Genomic DNA, 23,232 nt, shown 5'->3' on the forward strand with positions numbered 1-23,232 from the left:
TTTTGTTTTTTTTTTTTTTTAAAACAAAGAGGGCAATAGGGTTTTTTCCCTGTCTGGGGGGCCGGGGGAGTTTTTAAAGGGACGACCCTGCCTGGATGGCCAACGGCTCCTACGCCGTCGTACGCCGTATCCGCATGCTTCTCGACGACTGGGAGCAGCTCTCGGCCCACGCCCAGGAGCAGGTCATCGGGCGGCGCAAGTCCGACGGGGCGCCGCTGACCGGAGGCGGCGAGACGACCGAGATGGACCTGGAGAAGACCGACGCGAACGGCGATCTCGTCGTCCCTGTCAACGCCCACGCCCGGATCACGCGCCCCGACCAGAACGGCGGCGCGGCGATGCTGCGCCGGCCGTTCTCCTACCACGACGGCATCGACGCCGACGGGGTACCGGACGCGGGCCTGCTGTTCGTCTGCTGGCAGGCCGATCCGCTGCGCGGTTTCGTCACCGTGCAGCGCAAGCTGGACCGCGGGGACGCCCTGTCGAAGTACGTCCGCCACGAGTCGAGCGGCCTGTTCGCGGTGCCGGGCGGAGCGGCGGAGGGTGAGTACGTGGGGCAGCGGTTGCTGGAGGGGTGAGACACGCCGGGCGCGGGTCACGCCGGTTCACTCGCGTGAGGGGTGCCTGTGAGACGTGCGCTCCTCGTTTCGCAAGGCCCATTAGGGTGAGGTCATGCCAGCGAGCTATGCGTATCTCGGCCCCGAGGGCACCTTCACGGAGGTCGCCCTGCGCACGCTTCCGGAGGCGGCCACCCGGCAGCTGATCCCGTACGTGTCCGTGCAGTCCGCCCTCGACGCGGTCCGCACCGGCGAGGCCGAGGCCGCGTTCGTGCCGATCGAGAACTCGGTCGAGGGCGGGATCACCACGACCCTCGACGAGCTGGTCGCGGGCACCCCGCTGATGATCTACCGCGAGGTGCTGCTGTCGATCACCTTCGCGCTGCTGGTCAGGCCGGGCACGAAGCTGTCCGACGTCAAGACGGTCTCGGCCCACCCGGCCGCACAGCCGCAGGTGCGCAACTGGCTCAAGGCCAATCTCCCGGACGCCGTGTGGGAGTCGGCCGCCTCCAACGCGGACGCCGCACGCCTGGTCCAGGAGGGCCGTTACGACGCCGCCTTCGCGGGCGAGTTCGCGGCCGCCCGGTACGGCCTCGAAGCGCTGGAGACCGAGATCCACGACGCGGAGAACGCGCAGACGCGCTTCGTGCTGGTGGGCCGCCCGGCCCGGCCCGCCGCGCCGACCGGCGCCGACAAGACGTCCGTGGTGCTGTGGCAGCGCGACGACCATCCCGGTGGGCTGCGTGACCTGCTGGGCGAGTTCGCCACCCGAGGCATCAACCTCATGGTGCTCCAGTCGCGGCCGACCGGCGCCGGCATCGGCAACTACTGCTTCTGCATCGACGCGGCCGGGCATATCTCGGAGCGCCGGATGGCCGAGGCGCTCATGGGTCTCAAGCGCATCTGTCGCGATGTGCGTTTCCTCGGTTCGTATCCGCGCGCGGACGTGACCGCGGCGCAGGTGCGGACGCCACTGCCGGGAACGTCGGAGGGTGAGTTCATGGCGGCGGCGGAGTGGGTCACGCGCTGCCAGGACGGCCGGTTCTAGAAGGCGCCCGGCTTACGCCGGCCTGTCGCACGCGTGACGAGCTTCTTACGCGCGCCTTTCGGCCGGTCCTACCTGCATATCTTTGTTATCCACAGGAGTTATCCACAGGCTGGCATCTCGACCTGGGGACAAGTCGACACGGAAGCGGTAGTCGGTCGACAAATCGCCCTCCAGCACCCCGCTCGCCCCTCGGCTCGGCAGGTCACTCTTCGTCCACCTGTTTCCTTGGATCAATCCTTTAGAGCGACCCATTTCCACACGAAAGTGAGTGCAGGAGGGGTTTGACCAAGGAATTCGCCCCACCGGAGGGCTCCTTCGGAATGATCGATTCCGATGTCCACAGATCTTTCGCACAGCCTGTGGATAACTTTCCCGACGAGTGGATTCCTGTGGACAACCGGCCCCCCAAGTGCCGCTCCGCACAAGGAAATCGAGTCAACACACTGCCGCAAGGCCGCCCCCTCCAGCGAGCCGGACGATGGTCACTGACGCGGCAGACAGACCAGCGGGCGCCTAGGGCAATTCCCTCATAACGGTCCGTAAGACGTGTCTCGCAATAGTGAGTCGTGAGGCGTCACCATGCACCGGTAGCCTTGACCTCGTGATTGACCTTCGCCTGCTCCGTGAGGACCCCGACCGTGTGCGTGCGTCCCAGCGCGCCCGTGGAGAGGACGTCGCGCTCGTCGACTCTCTCCTGTCCGCCGACGAGCGGCGCAGGTCGTCCGGCGTCCGCTTCGACGAGCTGCGTGCCGAGCAGAGGTCGCTCGGCAAGCTCATCCCCAAGGCGTCCGCGGACGAGAAGGCCGAGCTGCTGAAGAAGGCCAGCCAGCTCGCCGCCGACGTGAAGGTGGCCGACGCCGAGCGCGACGCCGCCGACACCGAGACCCGGGAACTGCTGCTCCAGCTCGGCAACCTCGTCCACCCCGACGTGCCCGTCGGCGGCGAGGAGGACTTCGTCACGCTGGAGACGCACGGAGACATCCGCGACTTCGGCGCCGAGGGGTTCGAACCCAAGGACCACCTGGAACTCGGCCAGCTGCTCGGCGCCATCGACGTCGAGCGGGGCGCGAAGGTCTCCGGCTCGCGGTTCTACTTCCTCACCGGCATCGGCGCCCTGCTGGAGCTGGCCCTGGTGAACGCGGCGATCGCGCAGGCCACGGCGGCCGGCTTCACGCCGATGCTGACCCCGGCCCTGGTCCGCCCCCAGTCCATGGCGGGCACCGGCTTCCTCGGCCAGGCGGCCCAGGACGTCTACCACCTCGAGAAGGACGACCTCTACCTCGTCGGCACCTCCGAGGTCGCCCTCGCCGCGTACCACATGGACGAGATCATCGACGCCGATCGTCTGCCACTGCGCTACGCGGGCTTCTCCCCCTGCTTCCGCCGCGAGGCCGGTTCGCACGGCAAGGACACCAAGGGCATCTTCCGCGTCCACCAGTTCGACAAGGTGGAGATGTTCACCTACGTCACTCCCGAGGACTCGCAGGCCGAGCACCAGCGCCTGCTGGAGTGGGAGAAGCAGTGGCTGACCTCGCTGGAGCTGCCGTTCCGCGTGATCGACGTCGCCACCGGTGACCTCGGCTCCTCGGCGGCCCGCAAGTTCGACTGCGAGGCCTGGATCCCGACCCAGGGCAAGTACCGCGAGCTGACGTCGACCTCGGACTGCACGGAGTACCAGTCCCGCCGGCTGTCGATCCGCGTCCGCGAGGGCAAGCAGGTCCGCCCGCTGGCCACCCTCAACGGCACACTGTGCGCCGTACCGCGCACCATCGTGGCGATCCTGGAGAACCACCAGCAGGCCGACGGCTCCGTGCGCGTGCCCGAGGTGCTGCGGCCCTACCTCGGCGGCCGGGAAGTCCTGGAGCCGGTGGCCAGGTGAGCGAGGCCGCCGCCCCGGTCTTCCCGTACCGGCTGATCGCGACCGACCTCGACGGGACACTGCTGCGTTCCGACGAGTCGGTCTCCCGGCGCACCCGTGACGCCCTCGCCGCGGCCACCGCGGCGGGCGCGGCCCACATCGTGGTGACCGGCCGCGGCGTCCCGTGGACCCGGCACATCCTCGACGATCTCGGCTACGAGGGTCTCGCGGTCTGCGGTCAGGGCGCCCAGGTCTACGACGTCGGCGCGCATCGCCTGCTGACCTCGGTGACCCTGGACCGGCAGCTGGCCGCGGTGGCACTGGCCAAGATCGAGGCGGAGGTCGGCCCGCTGTACCTTGCGGCGAGCCGGGACGGACTGGAGGGAGAGGTGCTGGTCGGTCCCGGTTACTCGGTCACCGGGAGGCTCCCCTCGACTCCGTTCACCGACGCGTCGGACCTGTGGTCGGCCCCGCTGAACAAGATCTACATCCAGCATCCCGAGCTGTCGGACGACGAGCTGGCCGAGGCGGCCCGCCAGGCCGCGGGCGGCTTCGTCACGGTCGCGATGGCCGGCGCGGGAATCGTGGAACTGCTTCCCCTCGGCCTGTCCAAGGCCACCGGCCTCTCCCTGGCGGCCCGCCGCCTGGGCCTGAAGGCCGCCGACACCATCGCCTTCGGCGACATGCCCAACGACATCCCCATGTTCGCCTGGTCCGCGAAAAGCGTGGCCATGGCCAACGCCCACCCCGACCTGAAAGCAGTAGCCGACGAACTGACCACCTCCAACGAGGAGGACGGTATCGCGGCAGTACTGGAGAGACTGCTGAGCTAGCCCGGCAGCCGGGTCCCCCCACAGGGCACCCGACCGGGAAGGCTCCTATGGCAACGGGCCGGCGGGGCGGGGCCACGGCACGGGCCTACGCAGCACGCAGCACAACGATCACCGCGGCGATCGAAGGCGCCCGGGGCCGCCGCAGGCGATCAGGGGCGCGGGGAACTGCGCGCCCAGCCCCCAAGCACCCGCACTCGAACCCAACCGACAACCCGCCCGGCGCAACAGCCAACCCGAGCCTGCTCAACCCACCCAGGCCAAATCTCCAGCCCAGTCAAAGTGACAACATCCCGCGGAGGATGCACGAATCGAACGTGCGCGGGGTTCCCCCCGACCACGGCTTAGCAAGCCGGTGCCTTACCTCTCGGCCAATCCTCCGGGTGGGCGGCCTCACGCGAGAGCGACATCGCGTGCTCGAAGCGGCCGCCCCGGGCAGCTCCCCGTGTGTGCGGCGGACTCCATGGAGGGGTAACTACTCCGGAGACCGCCGCCGGCTGCCCTGTAGGGAGCTGGGCGTACTGCCGTGCATGGACATCGCCCCGCTCCTCTCCCAGCGTGTGGCGCCGGGCTTCCCGGCGCTGCGGACAACAACCATCCTGCCCACACGCCGAGTTGAGCGCCACCGAATAAAACAGCTGTGCGAGCAGCGGGATTCAGCAGCTCCGACAGCCTGCCGAAGCCACCTCGTCGGGACGCCGCAGCGCCCTACCGACGGCGCCACCTGCGCCGCCGCGCCTTGCTGAAGAACCACCCCGCGGGCGGCTCGTCCGAGCGCCATGGCTGAGGCTCGGGCTCCTCCGCGCGCCAGCGCGCGGCAAGCATCCGCGCCCGGGCGGACGGCTCGGAGGTGTCGGCGGCCCGTATGAAGTCCTCGTCGAGAACGAGATCGCTCCAGCCCTCGTCCGAGCCGTGCTCCGGGGCCCGACCGGCAGCCCGGTCAGGTATCCCGCCCTCCGCGCGCCCGCGGTCGTCACCGCGGTCGTCACCGCGCTCACTTCCGCCGGACCGCACCACCTCGTCCGCCATCCCGTCCTCCTGTCGTCCTCCTGCCGTCCCGTCCTCACGGCCGTTTCCGTTCGCCCAGTGTGGCCAGGCGGAGATGAAGCCCCCGTCAAGAGCCCGTGCGAGCGAGCCCGCACGGGAGCCCGCCCCTACTCCTCCCCTGCCAGCGTCAGCGACCGCAGCTTCTGTCCCGCGTACCAGGTCGCGAGCACCGTCACCCCGACCAACAGGACGGTCGCCGTGGTCAGTCCCACGTCCGAGGTGATGAGGTCACCACCGGCGACCTTGTCGGCCACGGCCAGCGACCACTGCTGGACGCTAAGCGTGCGCGCACCCGGCACCAGCGAACCGAACAGGGCCTCCCAGACCAGGGCGTAGACGAGGCCGAAGACCACCGCGTGCCGGGACACCGTGCCGAGCAGCAGGAACAGCGCCGCGTAGGCGATGGAGGAGACCAGCGCGGCGATCGTGTAGGCGACGGCGATCTGCTGGCCGTTGCCGTTGAGGATGAATCCGGCGATCAGGGTGGGCAGCGCCGAGAACACCATCGTCACCGCGATGGCGACGATGAGCTTGGTGAAGATGATCGTCGGCCGCTTCAGCGGCTTGGACAGCAGATAGACCACGGAACCGTCGTCGATCTCGGGCCCGATCGCGCCCGTGCCGGCGATGACGCCGATGATCGGCACCATGGTGGCGAGCGCGAGCCCGCCGAGCAGGTCGGACGCGGTCTGGTCGTCGGCACCGGCGAGGCCGCGCACCACCACCGAGATCGCGATCAGCAACAGCGGCAGCGCGCCGAGGATAAGGGCCCGGCGCCGGCCGAGCAGGGCGCGGTACGTGAGTCGGGCGACTGTGGGGTCGTACATCTTCGGCCTCCTACGCCGCGACCAGGTACGAGAACACGGACTCGAGGGACTCGTCGGACGGCGAGACCGTGAGCAGTCTGATGCCGTGGTCCCTGGCGACCCGTGGCAGCAGTGAGGTGAAGCGGCCGAAGTCGACGGCCTGGATGCGCAGCGCTCCCTCGGCGAGGTCGACCTCGATGCCGGAGGTCGACGGGTCGGCGATCAGCGCGGCCGCGAGGGCGCGGTCGTCGCTGGAGCGCACGAGGTAGCAGTGCGGGCGGTCGGTCATCAGCCGGCGGATCTTGCGGAAGTCGCCGCTGGCCGCGTGGCGCCCGGCGACGACGACCTCGATGTGCCAGGCCAGTTGCTCGACCTCTTCGAGGATGTGCGAGGAGAACAGCACGGTGCGGCCTTCGTCGCCCATGCGTCGCAGCAGGTCCATGAGCTGCATCCGCTGGCGCGGATCCATGCCGTTGAAGGGCTCGTCCAAGAGCAGCAGCGACGGGTCGTGCACGAGGGCGCTGGCCATCTTCACGCGCTGGCGCATGCCCTTGGAGTACGTCTCGATCTTGCGGTCCTGCGCGTACTCCATCTCGACCGTGGCCAGGGCCTTCTGGGCGGCCTTGGCGCCGAGGCCGTGCAGCTCGGCGTTGGCGACGACGAACTCGCGGCCGGTGAGGAAGTCGTACATCGCCTCACGCTCGGGAACGATGCCGATGTGCCGGTAGATGTCCTCGTTGCGCCACACCTGCTGGCCGTCGAGGGTGACGGTGCCGGTGGAGGGGGCGAGGAAGCCGCCCATCATGTTGATGAGGGTGGACTTTCCGGCGCCGTTGGGGCCCAGCAGGCCCGTGACACCGGGGCCGACGGTCATGGTGATGTCGTTGACGGCGACCACGTTGCCGAACCAGCGGGAGACGTGGTCGAGGGAGAGCGTGGTCACAGGCCCACCTTCTTGTAGCGGCGCATCAGGAGGCCGTAGCACGCGGCGATCAGGCCCAGGCAGACGAGGACGTAAACGACGCCCTCCCCGTTGGACGGGCTGATCCCGCCCGGAGCGGCGGAACTCGCGCCGAGGAACGCCGACTGCACACCGTCGATGAGGGTGACCGGCGAGAACAGCCCGATCCACGGGATGGCTCCGGTGCTGTCCTGTGCCTCGGCGATGGCCTGCAGCGTCGAGACGGCGCCGTAGGAGATGGTCAGTACGGCGATGACCGCCGCGATGCCGAAGCCGCGGCGTGGCGTGACCGCCGCGATGACCAGGCCGAGGCCGGCGAAGAGCAGCGAGAGCAGCGCCACGGACACGAGTCCCTGGGCGAATCCCTCGGTCTGGTCGGCGAAGTCGAGCTTGGCCAGCAGGGCACCCACGTAGAGCACGAGCAGGGGTGCGGCGGTGAGGATGAACAGGGCGGAGGCGAGCGCCGCGAACTTGGCTCGGACGTAGTCCGCGGTCTCGATCGGCCGGGAGAAGTACAGCGGCACGGTCTTGAAGCGCAGGTCGCGTGAGACGGACTGGGGAGCCTGCGAGGCGACGTAGAGGCTGATGACGGCCTGCATGACGATCGCGTAGCGGGTGTAGTCCAGCGGAAGTTCCTTGGCCTTCGTGGCGACGGCGACGGCGACCATGATGGCCGCGGGCACGCACATCACCACGAACAGGAGCATGGGCAGCACCTTGGACTTCACCGAGCGGCCGAGGCCGTAGGCGCCGCGCAGGGACTGCGAGTAGAGGGACCGGCGGGCGTAGGCGCGGCCAAGGCGTGGACCGTCGTAACTGCGGTAGCCGATGTTGTGGATGCGGGTCTGGTCGCCCGAGGGGGTGGTCACCGGGTGCTCAACTGCCATGGCCGACGGCCTCCTTCCGCTGCTCGTCACTGTCGTGGAAGACCTCGGAGATGTGGTGCCTGCGCTGTTCCATGCGCACCAGGCCGAGGCCCAGGTCGGCGACCAGGTCCCGTACGACGTCGTAGGTGTCCTCGCCCTGTGCGGTCAGCAGCAGGACGTGGCCCGCGCCGGGCAGGCCGCTGTCGGCGTCAAGGACGTCGACCCCGCGCGCGTGGAGCGCCTCACGGACCGCGCGGGTGCCGTCCGGGTGCTCGTCGGTGTCGGTGACCTCGATGGCGAGGGTGGTGGTGGTCTGGGTGAAGTCGGTGGTGGCGCTGGAGCGCAGGAGCTTGCCGCCGTCGACGACCACGACGTGGTCGCAGGTCCGCTCGAGTTCGCCCAGCAGGTGGGAGGTGACGAGGACCGAGATGCCGAAGTCGGTGTGGATACGGCGGATCAGGCCGAGCATCTCGTCGCGGCCGACCGGGTCGAGGCCGTTGGTCGGCTCGTCGAGGAGGACCAGTTGCGGGTCGTGGACCAGGGCCTGGGCGAGTTTCACGCGCTGTTTCATGCCCGTGGAGTAGCCGCCGATGGGGCGGTAGCGCTCCTCGTACAGCCCGACGTGGCGCAGGGTGTCGGCGGTGCGCTCGCGCGCGGCGGTAGGCGGCAGGCCGGACATGCGCGCCATGTGCACGACGAACTCGGTGGCCGAGACGTCGGGCGGCAGGCAGTCGTGCTCCGGCATGTAGCCGACGCGCTCCCGGATGGCGGCACCCTTCGTCGCGACGTCGAGTCCGAGCACTTCGGCGCGGCCTTCGGTGGCGGGGGACAGACCCAGAAGGATCTTGATCAGTGTGGACTTGCCGGCCCCGTTGGCACCGACGAGTCCGGTCACACCGGGCCCGACGTCCACGGAGAGCCGGTCAAGAGCGGTTACCCGGGGGAACCGCTTGCTCAGGCTTTCGGTCGCGATCACAGTCACGTCCTCGACGATAGTGACGCGGACCACGCCAAGTCGTCAGACCGCAGAGCTGTCCTCGTCTCAGCCTCGAGATGTACGGGCCCGTAGGGGTTCCCCATCCTGAGAGCTACGGAACGCGGGTATCAGGTGTCCCGTCCACCCTATTGACGCCTTCTCTAACAAGTGCCAGATTCGGCGTAGTCACGTTACGGACACGTACCGCAATCGGCGCGGACCGGTGGGACGAGGTGCATGACGACGGCAGGGACACGCGAACTCATCTCCGGCCTGCGGGGGTTCCAGCGGGTGCAGCGTCTACGAGTGTGCTCAGGAGGTGGCGGCCCGGCTGGAGCCCGGGGTCACGGAACGCGAGGCCGCGCGCATGCAGCGCGAGTGGCTGCGCGCGTGGGGCGTGCGGGACTGGTTCCACCTCCCGTTCGCCTGGTTCGGGGACCGCACGACGTTCGTGGGGTTCCGGGTGCCTCTCCAGTTCTTCCCGACCGACCGCCGGCTGCAGCCCGGCATGCCGTTCACCTGGACATGGCCCCGGTCTTCGAGGGCTTCACGGCGGACATCGGCTACTCGGGCGCGCTCGGCGGTCACCCGCTCCAGGAGATGCTGATGGACGACCTGGAGTCGCACCGGAAGCTGATCCTGCGCGAGGTGCGCGAGCGGCGGTCGCTGCGTGAGATCCACCAGGACGTCGACCGCCTCATGGTCCGACAGGGTTACGCCAACCGGCATCGCGCGTACCCCTTCGGCATGATCGCCCACAAGGTGGACCGGGTGCGGGAACGCCGCTGGTCGCCCCGGCTGTTCGGGTTCGGTACCCAGGCTCTGAAGGGGCTGGCGTCGGACGCGCTGCACGGCCACCGTGAGGGCTGGTCACCGCTGTGGTCGCCGTACCGTTTCTCCGACCATCCGCCGCGGCCTGGCCTGTGGGCGGTCGAACCACATCTCGGATTCCGGGGTGCGGGCGCGAAATTCGAGGAGATCCTGGTGGTGACCGATTCCCAAGATCCCGCGGAGAGCGCCTTCTGGCTGGACGACGATCTGCCGCATGTGCGGCGCTGGGCGCGGGGGAAGGCGGAGGAGAAGTGACGATGCTGAAGGGTGCGCGTGAGCGCCGGGTGCGGACCGGCGGGATCGAACTGTGCGTGGCCGAACTGGGGGAGGCCGGGCGGCCGACGGTCGTCCTGGTCCACGGCTATCCGGACAGCAAGGAGGTGTGGTCCGAGGTCGCGTCCCGGCTGGCCGACCGCTTCCACGTCGTCCTGTACGACGTCCGGGGGCATGGCCGTTCCAGCGCGCCGCGCCCGCTGCGGGGCGGATTCACCCTGGAGAAGCTCACGGACGACTTTCTCGCGGTCGCGGACGCGGTCAGCCCCGGCCGTCCGGTGCATCTGGTCGGGCACGACTGGGGCTCGGTGCAGTCCTGGGAGTTCGTCACGGTCGAGCGGACCAAGGGCAGGGTCGCGTCGTTCACCTCGATGTCCGGCCCGTCCCTCGACCACTTCGGCCACTGGATCAACAAGCGTCTCACCCGGCCCACTCCGCGCCGCCTCGGCCAACTCCTCGGCCAGGGCGCGAAGTCCTGGTACGTGTACCTGCTCCACACTCCCGTGCTGCCCGAACTCGCCTGGCGCGGCCCCCTCGGCAAGCGCTGGCCCGGCATCCTGCGCCGGCTGGAGAAGGTCCCCGGCGGCGACTACCCCACGTCCTCGCTGCCCTCCGACGCGGCCCACGGTGCCTGGCTCTACCGCGACAACGTACGGTCCCGGCTGCGCCGACCACGCCTGGACGCCCACGCCCACACCCCGGTTCAGCTCATCACGCCCCTGGGGGACGCTTTCCTGGCGGAGCAGCTCTACGACGACCTGGAGCTGTGGGCTCCGCGCCTGACTCGCCGGACGATCCCGGCGAAACACTGGGTGCCGCGCACCCGGCCCGATCAGCTGGCCTCATGGATCACGGAGTTCGTGAACTCCGTGGAGGGCGAGGGGAAGAGCCAGGCGGGCACCCCCGCGACCGAGCGGGAGCCGAAGGCGACCGGTCCGTACGCCGACCGGTTCGGCGGGCAGTTGGTGCTGGTCACCGGGGCGGGCAGCGGCATCGGACGGGCGACGGCGTTCGCGTTCGCCGAGGCGGGAGCGCGGGTCATCGCCGTCGACCGGGACACCAAAAGCGCCTCCCGCACCGCCGAACTGGCCCGTGCCGTCGGCGCGACGGATGCCTGGGCGGAGACGGTGGACGTCTCCGACGAGCAGGCGATGGAGAAGCTCGCGGCGAAGGTACTCGCCGAACGCGGCGTGGTGGACGTGCTGGTGAACAACGCGGGCATAGGAATGTCCGGTTCGTTCCTGGACACCACGCCGGAGGACTGGCGCAAGGTGTTGGACGTCAACCTCTGGGGTGTCATCCATGGTTGTCGCCTCTTCGGCAGACAGATGGCGGACCGCGGCCAAGGCGGCCACATCGTCAACACCGCTTCCGCCGCCGCCTTCCAGCCGTCCAAGTCGCTGCCCGCCTACAGCGCGTCCAAGGCCGCCGTGCTGATGCTGAGCGAGTGCCTGCGCGCCGAACTGGCAGGCCGGGACATCGGTGTTACGGCCGTCTGTCCAGGACTGGTCAACACGAACATCACCTCCACAGCCGCGTTCGTCGGTGTCGACGCGGAGGAGGAGCGGCGTCGACAGAAGCGCTCGGCGCGCCTGTACGCGCTGCGCAACTACCCGCCGGAAAAGGTCGCAAGCGCGATCCTGCGCGCCGTGGCCCGCAACGAGGCGGTGGTCCCGGTCACGCCCGAGGCGAAGGTCTCGCATGCCCTCTCCCGGTTCGCACCGGGGACATTGAGGCGACTCGCGCGCATGGAGCCACGCATGTAGGACGGTTGGCAGTAGGCGGCGGCGCAGTATCCGAAGCGGTCGTTGGCAGCGCGGACTTCGACCACCACGTCCCAAGCCACTGACCTTCAACCGACCTTGACGAAGCACCGCTAACTGGCAGGTGGTTGTCCACAGGAGCCCCAATTCCCCTGTGTACAACTACAGTTGCTTGTGGATCAAACGTCGGTCCCAAAACTCGATGCGTGATCCCCGTCTCGCCCGTCATGCTGACCAGATGGACGAAAGACGCACCGTGAAGGTGTCGAAGTACCTCTCCAAGCATCTGCGCCACCGGCCCGAGCGCATCGGCCTCAGGCCCGACGAGGCCGGCTGGGTCGAGATCGAGACGCTCATCGCGGCAGCCGCGGCTCATGGATTCCACTTCACCCGTGACGAGCTGGACCACGTCGTCGCCGCGAACGACAAGAAGCGCTTCGCGGTCGAGGGCACACGCATCCGCGCGAGCCAGGGCCACAGCATCGACGTGGACCTCGGCCTTCCGGAGGCGACGCCACCGCCGTACCTCTACCACGGGACCGTGGCCCGGCACCTGGACGCGATCCGGAACGAGGGACTGCGGCCCATGAACCGGCATGACGTGCACCTCTCCGCCGACCGGGAGACCGCGACCCGGGTCGGCGCCCGCCGAGGACGGCCGGTGGTGCTCTCCGTGGACGCGGGGGCCATGCACCGCGACGGCCACGCCTTCCACGTGAGCGCCAACGGGGTATGGCTGACGAAGGCCGTACCACCGCGGTACCTGCGCTTTCCCGAGCCGCACTGACACCGGCCGAGCGCCGCCGCGGCCACCGTCACCCCGCGGTCCGTGGCCGGCCCGGCGCGCACGGTGACCGTTTCACGTGAAACACGGTCGGCCGCATACGCTCGATGTCATGAGTCTGCGACTGAGCACCGTGATCCTCCCGTACCTCCGCTGGCACGAAGGCGGCCGTTCGGCCTGGACACGTGCCGAGCAGCTCGGCTTCCACACCGGCTACACCTACGACCACCTGTCCTGGCGCACCTTCCGCGACGGCCCCTGGTTCGGCGCGATCCCGACGCTGACCGCCGCCGCGACCGCCACCGAGCGACTGCGCCTGGGCACCCTCGTGACCTCGCCGAACTTCCGGCACCCGGTGAACCTCGCCAAGGAACTGATCTCCCTGGACGACATCTCCGGCGGCCGGATCACCCTCGGAATCGGCGCGGGTGGCACCGGCTTCGACGCCACCGCCCTCGGCCAGGACCCGTGGACCCCACGCGAGCGGGCGGACCGCTTCGCCGAGTTCGTGCCGCTTCTGGACCGCCTGCTCACCGAGGACTCGGTGTCCTACGAGGGCGACTTCTACTCGGCGCATGAGGCGCGCAACATCCCCGGCTGCGTGCAGCGCCCCCGGCTGCCCTTCGCCGTCGCCGCGACCGGCCCGCGCGGACTGAAGCTCACCGCACGCCATGGCCAGGCCTGGGTGACCACCGGCGACCCCAAGCTGTTCGAGAACGGCACCCCCGAGCAGTCGGTCGGGGCCCTCCACGGCCAGATCGAGAAGCTCACGGACGCCTGTGTGGCGCTCGGACGGGACGTTCACACCGTGGAGAAGGTCCTGCTGACCGGCTTCACGCCGGACCGCGGCCGGCCGCTGGAGTCGCTCGACGCCTTCGTGGACTTCGCGGGCCGTCACCAGGAGCTGGGCTTCACCGAGATCGTCATCCACTGGCCCATCCCGGACTCCGACTTCGCCGCGGACCAGAAGGTCTTCGAGCAGATCGCCATGGAGGCCCCTTCGCAGTTGCGCTGACCTGGGCGACTGACACCCGCACCGGCCTGTGACGTGAGAGACCGCACCTTGTCCGTGCGGCCTCTCGCACGACCGTGCGGATCCATACGGGAGAATGACCGGGTGACCTCAGCGACTCGACAGCCCGAAACCCCGGCCGCCACCACCCCGCCGCGGCTGATCGCCACCGATCTCGACGGGACCCTGCTGCGCGACGACAAGTCGGTGTCCCCGCGTACCGTCGCGGCCCTTGCCGCCGCCGAGAAGGCGGGCATCGAGGTCTTCTTCGTCACCGGCCGCCCCGCCCGCTGGATGGACGTCGTCAGCGAACATGTCCACGGGCACGGTCTGGCGATCTGCGGAAACGGCGCCGCCGTGGTCGATCTGCACGGCGGCCCTGGCACCCACCGGTTCGTGAAGGTGCGCGAGCTGGCCCGGGACAACGCGCTGGACGCCGTACGCCTTCTGCGCGAGGCGGCTCCCGGGACCGTGTACGCGGTCGAGCAGACCTACGGTTTCTACCAGGAGCCGGAGTATCCCAAAATGCACCTGGAGGTCCCCGACTCCCTCGCGCCCGCCGAGCGGCTGCTCGCGCCGGACGCTCCGGGGGCCGGTGAACCTGTGCTGAAGATCCTCGCGTACCACCCCACGCTCGACCCCGACGCCTTCCTGACCCTGGCGCGGCTGGCCATCGGCGACCGCGCCAATGTCACCCGCTCCAGCCCCAGCGCGCTGTTGGAGATCAGCGGCCCCGATGTCTCCAAGGCCAGCACGCTCGCCCTGTGCTGCGCGGAGCGGGGCATCTCGCACGAGGAGGTCGTCGCGTTCGGGGACATGCCGAACGACGTCGAGATGCTCACCTGGGCGGGCCGTTCGTACGCCATGGGCAACGCGCACCCGGACGTGATCGCCGCGGCCTCCGGGCAGACGGTCGCCAACAATGACGACGGGGTGGCCGTCGTCATCGAGCGGCTGGTCACCGAGCGACTCCAGGCCCCCGGCTGAGCCGCGTCTACCCGATGGGCGCCCCGCGTGCCGCAAGCCAGGGCACCGGGTCGACCGCCGACCCCAGCTGCGGGGTGACCCGCACCTCGAAGTGCAGATGCGGGCCGGTGGAGTTGCCGCTGGTGCCCGACTGCCCGATCCACTGGCCAGCCGTCACGTTCTCTCCCTGGTCCACGGCGACGGACGCCAGGTGGGCGTACTGCGTGTAGTAGCCGTCCTCGTGCCGGAGAACGATCTCGATACCGAAGGCACCGCCGCACGACACCCGCACCACACGGCCCACACCGACCGCCTTCACCGGCGTGCCGATCGGCACCGCGAAATCCTGCCCGGTGTGCCGGCTGGCCCAGCGGGCGCCGCCGCTACCGAAACCCGCGGACAGGGTGTAGCCGTCGACCGGTACGGTCCACTTCCGCTGGTCATACGCCGGTGACCCGTCGAGCCGCTCGGCACCCCGGCAGGCACCCGCCGCGACCGAGGCGTCGGCCTGCCCCTGCAACTGCCACCGTGCCTGCTCCAACTTCTGCTCGATCCCCTTCTTCAGCACGGCCAGTTCGGCGGTGTGCCGCTCCAGCGCCTGCCGGGCGCCCGCCGCTCTCGCCTCGTCGGCGGCCAGCCGGGTCTCGGCCCGCCGGCTCCTGCCGATCGCGTTGACGACGGTCAGGTTCGTCCGTGACAGGACATGCTGACCTCTCATCAGCTTGTCGGGGCTGCTCGACAGGACGAGCTGTGCGGCGACGGGCAGCCCGCCGCCACCGCGGTACTGGGCGCGCGCGATGCGGCCCATGTCCTCGCGCAGCACCGTGATCTCCTGCCGCTCACGGTCGAGGAGTTGCTCCAGCCGCTGGGCCTTCGCCCGGTGTGCCTCGGCCTCGAAGCGACCCGCCTCGTACTGCTGGGTGGCCACGGCCGCTTCCTCGTACAACCGCGCCACTTGCGCGCTGAGACCGGAGCCGGGCCCGCCGCCGGCACCGTCACCGCCCGGCTCTCCCTCGGCGGCCGTGGGCCGCGCCACCAGCACCACGGCCGCACACAGCAGGACCGGAACCACCAGCGGGAGACGACGATATGAGGGCATGTCAGCGATCCTGTCCCGGCCACCCGCTCCCGGTCCTGTTCTTGTCGTACGCCTGGGGGACCAGCGCCCCCGAACGGCCCAACGCGGACCGCACCGGGCGCTCGCTCAGAACAGGAGCCGGGAGCCGCCGCGCCGAACAGGTCGAGAAGCGTGCTTCACCGCGCCCCCACCAGCAGCTCGGCCGCCTCCTCACGCCCGACCATCTCGCGCAACGGTCCCTCCCCCGCGGCCAACGCCGCGTAGGTGCCGCGCTGTACGACCCGGCCCTCGTCCAGGACGAGGACCTCGTCCACCGCGTCGAGCCCCGCGAGCCGGTGGGTGATGAGCAGCGTCGTACGGCCCTCGGTGGCGGCCAGCAGGTCCGCGGTGAGCGCGTCGGCGGTCGGCAGGTCGAGATGCTCGGCCGGCTCGTCGAGCACCAGGACGGGGAAGTCGGCCAGGAGCGCGCGGGCGAGGGCGAGCCGCTGGCGCTGCCCGCCGGACAGCCGGGCACCGTGCTCGCCAACAAGGGTGTCGAGCCCGTCGGGCAGGCCGTCGGCCCAGTCCAGCAGCCGAGCCCGCGCCAGCGCGTCGCGCAGGTCGTCCTCGGTCGCGTCCTTCTTCGCCAGCAGCAGGTTCTCGCGCACCGAGCTGTCGAAGAGGTGCGCGTCCTGGGCGCACAGCCCGACCAGCCGCCGCACGTCGTCCCCGTCCAGGGCGTAGGCGTCCACCCCACCGAGCGTGTAGGAGCCCGCACCGCAGTCCAGGAACCGCAGCAGCACCTGCGCGAGCGTCGTCTTGCCGGAACCGGAGGAGCCCACGACGGCGATTCTGCGGCCCTGCTCCACGGTGAGATCGACACCTGCGAGCGCGTCCCGGTGCTGTCCCGCATGCCGCGCCGACAGGCCTTTGAGGACGAGGGGGAAGGGCGACGCGGGCGGCTGGCGAGGCCGCTCCGGCTCCCGCACCGGCTCGGGGGAGTCCAGGACCTCGTACACGCGCTCCGCGCTTCTGCGGACGCGCTGGCGGTACTGGACGGCGAGCGGCAGGCCGAGGACGGCCTCGAAGGCGGCGAGCGGGGTGAGGACGACCACGGCCATGGTCACTCCGCTCAGCCGTCCCGCATCGACGGCCTGCGCACCCACGAGAGCGGCGGCGGCCACGGTCAGTCCCGAGACGAGCGCGGTCAGTCCGCCGCCGAGCGCGGTGGCGGTGGCGGCGCGCGAGGCGATCCTGGTGAGCACGGAGTCCGCCCCCCGGACCGCGGCCGTACGGACGGGCAGGGCGCCCGCGACCGTCAGTTCGGCGGTGCCGGTGAGCAGGTCGGCGGCGCTGATGGCGAGTACGCCCCGCGCGGGGGCCAGACGGCGTTCGGCCCGGCGGGCCACGGCACCGGTGACCAGTGGTACGCCCGCACCGGCCGCGAGCAGCCCCACGGCGAGGACGGCCCCCGCCTCGGGCAGCAGCCACGCCGTGAACGCCACGGACCCCGCGGAGACGGCGACGGCGGACGCTGCGGGCAACAGCCAGCGCAGCCAGTAGTCCTGGAGAGCGTCCACGTCGGCGACGAGCCGCGTAAGGAGATCGCCGCGGCGTGTGGTGCGCAGCCCGGCGGGCGCGAGCCGTTCCAGACGCCGGTAGACAGCGACCCGGGTGTCGGCGAGCATCCGCAGCACGGCGTCGTGCGACACGAGCCGCTCGGCGTACCGGAAGACGGCCCGTCCGATACCGAAGGCCCGCGTCGCGGTCACGGCGACCATCAGATAGAGCACCGGGGGCTGTTGCGAGGCGCGTGAGATGAGCCAGCCGGAGGTGGCCATGAGGCCGATTGCGCTGCCCAGAGCCAGGCTGCTGAGAAGCAGTGCGAGACCGAGGCGTCCCCGCCGGGCGCCTGCCATGCCCCGGACCCTGCCGAGGACACCGCCCTCGGCAGGCACGGTCCGCGTCTCCCCTACGGTGTCCTCCGCTTCGCCTGCGGTGACGATCTCGGAGCGCTGCGGTGGGGCCGCCGCGGGTCCGTGTGCCTCCGCCCGTGCCGCCGTGTCCTTGGCCTCCAGCCGCACCACACGGTCCGCCACCGCCAGCAGTGCCGGGCGGTGGACCACCAGCAGGACCGTCCGGCCGGCCGACAGCCGTCGTACGGCGGCCACGACCTCCGCCTCGGTCTCCCCGTCGAGCGCGGCGGTCGGTTCGTCCAGCAGCAGCACGGGCCGGTCGGCGAGGAACGCCCGCGCCAGGGCGAGCCGCTGGCGCTGCCCGGCGGACAGCCCGGCCCCGTCCTCGCCGAGCACCGTCCCGGCGCCCGCCGGCAGCGCGTTCACGAACTCCAGCGCTCCCGCGTCCCCGAGCGCCCGGCGTACCGCGGCGTCATCGGCGTCGGGGCGGGCCAGCCGTACGTTCTCGGCGATCGTGCCGGCGTAGAGGTGCGGGTGCTGCGGCACCCAGGCGATCCGGGAACGCCACTGCTCCAGGTCGACGTCCGTCAGGTCGGTCCCCCCGACGCTCACCCGGCCCTCGGTCGGCCGGACAAAGCCCAGGAGGGCGTTCAGCAGGGTTGATTTGCCGACGCCGCTCGGGCCGACGAGTGCCACCGTCTCCCCGGGCGCGACGGTGAAGGACACGTCCGAAACGGCGTCGTCGGAGCGTCCGGGGTAGCGGACCGTCATACCCTCGAAAGCCACGCCGCCCCTCGGCGCCGCGCCCGTGCCGGACACCGGCAGCGGTGTCTCCAGCACCTCGAAGATCTCCTCGGCCGCGGCAAGGCCCTCGGCCGCCGCGTGGAACTGCGCCCCGACCTGCCGCAGCGGGAGATACGCCTCCGGGGCGAGCACGAGGATGACCAGTCCGGTGTACAGGTCCATCTCGCCGTGCACGAGCCGCATGCCGATCGTCACGGCGACCAGAGCCACCGAAAGTGTCGCCAGCAGCTCCAGCGCGAACGACGAGATGAAAGCGATCCGCAGCGTCCGCATGGTGGCCTGCCGGTACTCGCTGGTGATCCGCCGGATCGACTCGGCCTGCGCCTTGGCCCGCCCGAACACCTTGAGCGTGGGCAGTCCTGCGACGACGTCCAGGAAGTGACCGGACAGCCGGGACAGCAACCGCCACTGACGGTCCATCCGTGACTGTGTGGCCCAGCCGATCAGCACCATGAAGACGGGGATCAGCGGCAGGGTGCCGACGATGATCGCGGCGGACACCCAGTCCTCGGTCACGATCCGCGCCAGGACCGCCACCGGCACGACCACCGCGAGTCCCAGCTGCGGCAGATAGCGCGAGAAGTAGTCGTCGAGAGCGTCCACACCCCGGGTCGCGAGCGCGATCAGCGAACCGGTCCGCTGCCCGGTCAGCCAGCCCGGACCCAGCAGGGCCGCCCGCTCCAGCAAACGGCCCCGCAACTCCGACTTCACGGCCGCACTGGCCCGGTGCGCGGACAGTTCGGTGAGCCAGGCGACCAGCGCACGGCCGGTCGCCACAACCACCAGGAGCAGCAGGGGTGTGCGGAGTTCCGCGACCGGCCGGCCCTGCTCGAAGGCACCGACCACCATCTCGGCGATGAGCATCGCCTGAGCGATCACCAGCACCGCTCCGACGGCTCCCAGGCCGACGACCGCAATGAGGAAGCGGCGCGTGGCACGGGCGTAGCGGAGGAGACGCGGGTCGATCGGTTTCACGTGAAACACACCCTCTTCTCAAGGGGGCGTGTTTCACGTGAAACATGCCCCGGCTCGACTCAGTGCGCGGGCTCAGCGAGGTGCTGCGTACCGATCCGCTTGCGGAAGACCCAGTAGGTCCACCCCTGGTAGACCATGACGACCGGCGTGGCGATCGCCGCGCACCAGGTCATGATCTTCAGGGTGTACGGGCTCGACGAGGCGTTGGTCACCGTGAGGTTCCACTCCGCGTTGAGCGAGGACGGCATGACGTTCGGGAAGAGCGTCAGGAAGAGCATCGTGACGGCGGCCACGATGGTGAGGCCGGAGAGCGCGAACGACCAGCCCTCACGCCCCGCCAGGTTCGCCACCAGCGCCGCGACGAGGGCGGCGACGGCCACGAACAGGGCGACGAGACTCTTGCCGTCACCGCTGTCGACCTGCGTCCACAGCAGGAAGACCAACGCGCACACGGCGGTCACCAGGCCGACCTTCGTCGCCAGCTTCCGTGCCCGTTCCCGGATGTCGCCGACGGTCTTGAGTGCCGTGAACACCGCACCGTGGAAGGTGAACAGCGTCAGGGTCACCAGACCGCCGAGCAGCGCGTACGGGTTGAGCAGGTCTCCGACGGTGCCGACGTACTCGAAGTCCTGGTCGATCTTCACGCCGTGCACGATGTTGCCGAAGGCCACACCCCACAGGAACGCGGGGAGGAGCGAGGTCCAGAAGATCGCGTGCTCCCAGTTGCGCTGCCAGTTCTCCTCGGGTCGCTTGGCCCGGTACTCGAAGGCGACGCCCCGCACGATGAGGCAGACCAGGATGAGCAGCAGGGGCAGATAGAAGCCGGAGAAGAGTGTGGCGTACCACTCCGGGAAGGCGGCGAAGGTGGCGCCGCCGGCCGAGAGCAGCCACACCTCGTTGCCGTCCCAGACGGGTCCGACGGTGTTGATGAGCACCCGCCGCTCGGGCCGGTCGCGGGCGAGCAGTTTGGTGAGGATGCCGACCCCGAAGTCGAAGCCCTCCAGGAAGAAGTAGCCGATCCACAGGACGGCGATGAGGACGAACCAGACGTCGTGCAGTTCCATGACTGTGCAGCTCCCTCGGGCCTAGTAGGAGAAGGCCATCGGCTTGTCGGCGTCACGGGAGTCGCCGCCGATCTTCGTGGGCGGGTTGAGGTCGGCCTCGGTCAGCTCGGGCGGGCCGGCCTTCACGTACTTCACGAGCAGCTTGACCTCGACGACGGCGAGGATGGCGTACAGCACCGTGAAGGTGATCATCGAGGTCAGGATCTCGGCCTGGGAGACGCCGGGGGAGACCGCGTCCCGCGTCTGCATGACGCCGTACACGACCCAGGGCTGGCGGCCCATCTCGGTGAAGATCCAGCCCCAGGAATTGGCGATCAGCGGGAACGCCATGGTCCACAGGGCGAGCAGCCAGTACAGCCGGGTGAGCTTCGAGCCGAGGGGCTTCTTCAGCAGGACCAGATGCGGCACCTCGTCCTCCCCGGTCCGCAGGGCGGCCGGCAGGAGGAACCTCTTGCGTGTGAGCCACAGCCCGACCAGGCCGAGGGAGAACGACGCCATGCCGAAGCCGATCATCCAGCGGAAGCCCCAGTAGGCGACGGGGACGATGGGCTTGTAGTCACCGGGGCCGAACTTCTGCTGGAGTGCCTCATTGGTGTCGTTGATGCCGGGCACGTACGACTCGAAGTCACTGTGCGCCAGGAAGGACAGCAGGCCGGGGATCTCCAGGGCGACCTTGTTGTGGCCCTGGTCGACATCGCCGTAGGCGAAGACCGAGAACGGCGCCGGCTTCTCGCCGTCCCACAGCGCCTCGGCCGCGGCCATCTTCATCGGCTGCTGCTCGTACATGACCTTGCCGAGGGTGTCGCCGCTGACGGCGGTGAGCAGGCCGCCGACCGCCAGGGTGACCAGGCCGAGCCGCAGCGAGGTCCGCATCTCCGGGATGTGCCTCTTGCGCATCAGGTGGAAGGCGGCGATGCCGACCATGAAGGCGCCACCCGTCAGGAAGGCCGCCGAGAAGCTGTGGAAGACCTGGTTGAGAGCGGTGTTCTGGGTGAGGACGCGCCAGAAATCGGTCAGTTCGGCACGGCCTTTCGCCTCGTTGATGCGGTAGCCGACGGGGTGCTGCATCCAGGAGTTGGCCGCGAGGATGAAGTACGCCGAGAGCAGCGTGCCGATCGAGACCATCCATATGCAGGCCAGGTGGATCTTCTTGGGCAGCTTGTCCCAGCCGAAGATCCACAGGCCGATGAAGGTGGACTCGAAGAAGAAGGCGATGAGGGCCTCGAAGGCCAGTGGTGCACCGAAGACGTCACCGACGAAGCGGGAGTAGTCCGACCAGTTCATGCCGAACTGGAACTCCTGCACGATGCCGGTGACGACACCCATCGCGATGTTGATCAGGAAGAGCTTGCCCCAGAACTTTGTCGCCCGGAGGTACTTCTCCTTCTCTGTGCGCACCCATGCGGTCTGGAGTCCGGCGGTCAGCGCGGCCAGCGAGATCGTCAGGGGAACGAACAGGAAGTGGTAGACGGTCGTGATGCCGAACTGCCAGCGCGCCAGGGTCTCCGGCGCCAAAGCCAGGTCCACGTCACCGCTCCTTACTCCGCCGCTTGTGAAAGCGTTCACATTCACAAGCAATTATGGCGCACGAACTTTCGACAGATGAAGGGGGTCCCCCATTACTCCGGGGAACCCCCTCGCGACATCGGGTCGATGCGCCACATCATGGGTCCTGACCTGCGGAAACCGCGCTCAGTCCGGTCGACCGGGTGACCCATCTCTCACCGCTACAGCTCCTTGTGGAACCCCTCCGCCACCTTCAGGAAGATGTCGTTCGCCTCGTTCTCCCCGATCGTCACCCGCACACCCTCACCTGGGAAGGGCCGGATCACGACGCCGGCCCGCTCGCACGCCGCCGCGAAGGCGACGGTCTGCTCGCCGAGCCTCAGCCACACGAAGTTGGCCTGCGTCTCCGGCACCGTCCAGCCCTGGGCGCGCAGCCCTTCGACCACCCTGTTGCGCTCGCAGACCAGGGAACCGACCCGGCCGAGCAGCTCGTCCTCGGCCCGCAGCGAGGCGATCGCCGCCTCCTGTGCGATCTGGCTCACGCCGAACGGCACCGCCGTCTTGCGCAGCGCCGCGGCCACCGGCTCATGGGCGATCGCGAAGCCGACCCGCAGCCCGGCGAGCCCGTACGCCTTGGAGAAGGTCCGCAGGACACAGACGTTCGGCCGCTCCCGGTACAGCGTGACGCCGTCCGGCACCTCGGCGTCACGGATGAACTCCCGGTAGGCCTCGTCGAGCACGACCAGGACGTCACCGGGCACCCGGTCCAGGAACCGCTCCAGCTCGGCCCGCCGCACCACGGTGCCCGTGGGGTTGTTGGGGTTGCAGACGAAGATCAGCCGGGTCCGCTCGGTGATCGCGTCCGCCATCGCGTCCAGGTCGTGCACATCACCGGCCGTCAGCGGCACCTGCACCGCGGTCGCACCGCTGATCTGCGTGATGATCGGGTACGCCTCGAAGGACCGCCACGCGTAGATGACCTCGTCGCCAGGTCCCGCCGTCGACTGGACCAGCTGCTGGGCGACGCCGACCGAGCCCGTGCCCGTGGCGATGTGCGAGGCCGGCACGCCGAAGCGCTGGGACAGCTCCTCGACCAGGCCCGAGCACGCCATGTCCGGGTAACGGTTGAACGACGCGGCGAGGGCCGTGACGCGCTCCAGCACGCCCGGCAGCGGCGGATAGGGGTTCTCGTTGGAGGACAGCTTGTAGGCCACGGGCCCACCCGCCGAGGCCGGCTTGCCCGGCTTGTAGGTGGGGATTCCCTCCAGCTCGGCGCGCAGCTTGGGGCTCGTCTCGCTCACCGCAGTCCTCCTCATGACCACCACCGGCTTC

At 69.8% G+C, this 23,232-nt stretch carries 17 protein-coding genes, 1 tRNA gene and 2 pseudogenes; 9 read left to right on the forward strand and 11 right to left on the reverse strand.

From position 1 onward, the window contains the following. Positions 1 to 83 precede the first annotated feature (83 nt). The 4 genes and pseudogenes from P1P75_RS02475 to P1P75_RS02490 form a co-directional block, all read left to right on the forward strand. A pseudogene (locus P1P75_RS02475) lies at positions 84 to 578 on the forward strand (Dyp-type peroxidase); the annotation flags it as partial. Positions 579 to 672: 94 nt separating this feature from the next. Then, the gene (gene pheA, locus P1P75_RS02480; protein WP_319251349.1) at positions 673 to 1,605 is read left to right on the forward strand and encodes a prephenate dehydratase; all 933 of its coding nucleotides are present in this window, start codon (positions 673 to 675) and stop codon (positions 1,603 to 1,605) included. A 601-nt stretch (positions 1,606 to 2,206) separates the two neighbouring features. Then, a complete protein-coding gene (serS, locus tag P1P75_RS02485; protein ID WP_319251351.1) occupies positions 2,207 to 3,484 on the forward strand; it encodes a serine--tRNA ligase in 1,278 nt (425 codons plus the stop codon). Continuing rightward, entirely contained in the window at positions 3,481 to 4,296 is an 816-nt protein-coding gene (locus P1P75_RS02490) for an HAD family hydrolase (RefSeq protein WP_319251353.1), read from the forward strand. Before serS ends, P1P75_RS02490 begins: the two co-directional genes overlap by 4 nt. A gap of 293 nt (positions 4,297 to 4,589) precedes the next feature. Here P1P75_RS02490 and P1P75_RS02495 read toward each other — a convergent pair. The 6 genes from P1P75_RS02495 to P1P75_RS02520 all read right to left on the reverse strand — a co-directional run bounded on the left by P1P75_RS02495 (position 4,590) and on the right by P1P75_RS02520 (position 8,949). Continuing rightward, positions 4,590 to 4,674, reverse strand: a tRNA-Ser gene (locus P1P75_RS02495). A gap of 327 nt (positions 4,675 to 5,001) precedes the next feature. Further along, complete coding sequence (locus P1P75_RS02500; RefSeq protein WP_319251355.1) at positions 5,002 to 5,322, reverse strand: hypothetical protein; 321 nt, start codon at positions 5,320 to 5,322, stop codon at positions 5,002 to 5,004. A gap of 125 nt (positions 5,323 to 5,447) precedes the next feature. Beyond that, on the reverse strand, positions 5,448 to 6,167 hold the full coding sequence (locus P1P75_RS02505; RefSeq protein WP_319251357.1) for an ABC transporter permease: 720 nt from the start codon (positions 6,165 to 6,167) through the stop codon (positions 5,448 to 5,450). Between the two features lie 10 nt (positions 6,168 to 6,177). Beyond that, complete coding sequence (locus P1P75_RS02510) at positions 6,178 to 7,089, reverse strand: ABC transporter ATP-binding protein (RefSeq protein ID WP_319251358.1); 912 nt, start codon at positions 7,087 to 7,089, stop codon at positions 6,178 to 6,180. Then, the gene (locus P1P75_RS02515; RefSeq protein ID WP_319251360.1) at positions 7,086 to 7,994 is read right to left on the reverse strand and encodes an ABC transporter permease; all 909 of its coding nucleotides are present in this window, start codon (positions 7,992 to 7,994) and stop codon (positions 7,086 to 7,088) included. Before P1P75_RS02515 ends, P1P75_RS02510 begins: the two co-directional genes overlap by 4 nt. Next, positions 7,984 to 8,949, reverse strand: a complete 966-nt coding sequence (locus tag P1P75_RS02520; protein ID WP_319251468.1) for an ABC transporter ATP-binding protein — start codon at positions 8,947 to 8,949, stop codon at positions 7,984 to 7,986. The genes P1P75_RS02515 and P1P75_RS02520 overlap by 11 nt, the downstream gene beginning before the upstream one ends. 237 nt (positions 8,950 to 9,186) lie before the next feature. Here P1P75_RS02520 and P1P75_RS02525 point away from each other — a divergent pair. From P1P75_RS02525 to P1P75_RS02545, 5 genes and pseudogenes are all read left to right on the forward strand, one after another. After that, positions 9,187 to 10,035, forward strand: a pseudogene (locus tag P1P75_RS02525) (M24 family metallopeptidase). Between the two features lie 2 nt (positions 10,036 to 10,037). Then, the gene (locus P1P75_RS02530) at positions 10,038 to 11,819 is read left to right on the forward strand and encodes an SDR family oxidoreductase (RefSeq protein WP_319251362.1); all 1,782 of its coding nucleotides are present in this window, start codon (positions 10,038 to 10,040) and stop codon (positions 11,817 to 11,819) included. 235 nt (positions 11,820 to 12,054) lie between these two features. Continuing rightward, a complete protein-coding gene (locus P1P75_RS02535; protein ID WP_319251364.1) occupies positions 12,055 to 12,603 on the forward strand; it encodes an RNA 2'-phosphotransferase in 549 nt (182 codons plus the stop codon). 109 nt (positions 12,604 to 12,712) lie between these two features. Further along, the gene (locus tag P1P75_RS02540) at positions 12,713 to 13,615 is read left to right on the forward strand and encodes an LLM class flavin-dependent oxidoreductase (protein WP_319251366.1); all 903 of its coding nucleotides are present in this window, start codon (positions 12,713 to 12,715) and stop codon (positions 13,613 to 13,615) included. A gap of 102 nt (positions 13,616 to 13,717) precedes the next feature. Continuing rightward, complete coding sequence (locus P1P75_RS02545; RefSeq protein WP_319251368.1) at positions 13,718 to 14,599, forward strand: HAD hydrolase family protein; 882 nt, start codon at positions 13,718 to 13,720, stop codon at positions 14,597 to 14,599. A gap of 7 nt (positions 14,600 to 14,606) precedes the next feature. On the opposite strand, the gene P1P75_RS02550 is transcribed toward P1P75_RS02545, so the two are convergent. The 5 genes from P1P75_RS02550 to hisC all read right to left on the reverse strand — a co-directional run bounded on the left by P1P75_RS02550 (position 14,607) and on the right by hisC (position 23,201). Next, positions 14,607 to 15,677 (reverse strand): M23 family metallopeptidase, encoded by a 1,071-nt coding sequence (locus tag P1P75_RS02550; RefSeq protein WP_319251370.1) that lies wholly within the window; start codon positions 15,675 to 15,677, stop codon positions 14,607 to 14,609. A 155-nt stretch (positions 15,678 to 15,832) separates the two neighbouring features. Continuing rightward, positions 15,833 to 19,330: a thiol reductant ABC exporter subunit CydD gene (gene cydD, locus P1P75_RS02555; RefSeq protein WP_319251372.1), complete on the reverse strand. Its 3,498-nt coding sequence runs from the start codon at positions 19,328 to 19,330 to the stop codon at positions 15,833 to 15,835. Between the two features lie 59 nt (positions 19,331 to 19,389). Beyond that, positions 19,390 to 20,394, reverse strand: a complete 1,005-nt coding sequence (gene cydB, locus P1P75_RS02560) for a cytochrome d ubiquinol oxidase subunit II (protein ID WP_319251374.1) — start codon at positions 20,392 to 20,394, stop codon at positions 19,390 to 19,392. 21 nt (positions 20,395 to 20,415) lie between these two features. Beyond that, on the reverse strand, positions 20,416 to 21,921 hold the full coding sequence (locus tag P1P75_RS02565; RefSeq protein WP_319251376.1) for a cytochrome ubiquinol oxidase subunit I: 1,506 nt from the start codon (positions 21,919 to 21,921) through the stop codon (positions 20,416 to 20,418). A gap of 200 nt (positions 21,922 to 22,121) precedes the next feature. Next, positions 22,122 to 23,201: a histidinol-phosphate transaminase gene (gene hisC / locus P1P75_RS02570; protein WP_319251378.1), complete on the reverse strand. Its 1,080-nt coding sequence runs from the start codon at positions 23,199 to 23,201 to the stop codon at positions 22,122 to 22,124. Between the last annotated feature and the right edge of the window lie 31 nt (positions 23,202 to 23,232).

It is taken from the genome of Streptomyces sp. ID05-39B (assembly GCF_033794725.1).
GTDB classification, from domain to species: domain Bacteria; phylum Actinomycetota; class Actinomycetes; order Streptomycetales; family Streptomycetaceae; genus Streptomyces; species Streptomyces bobili.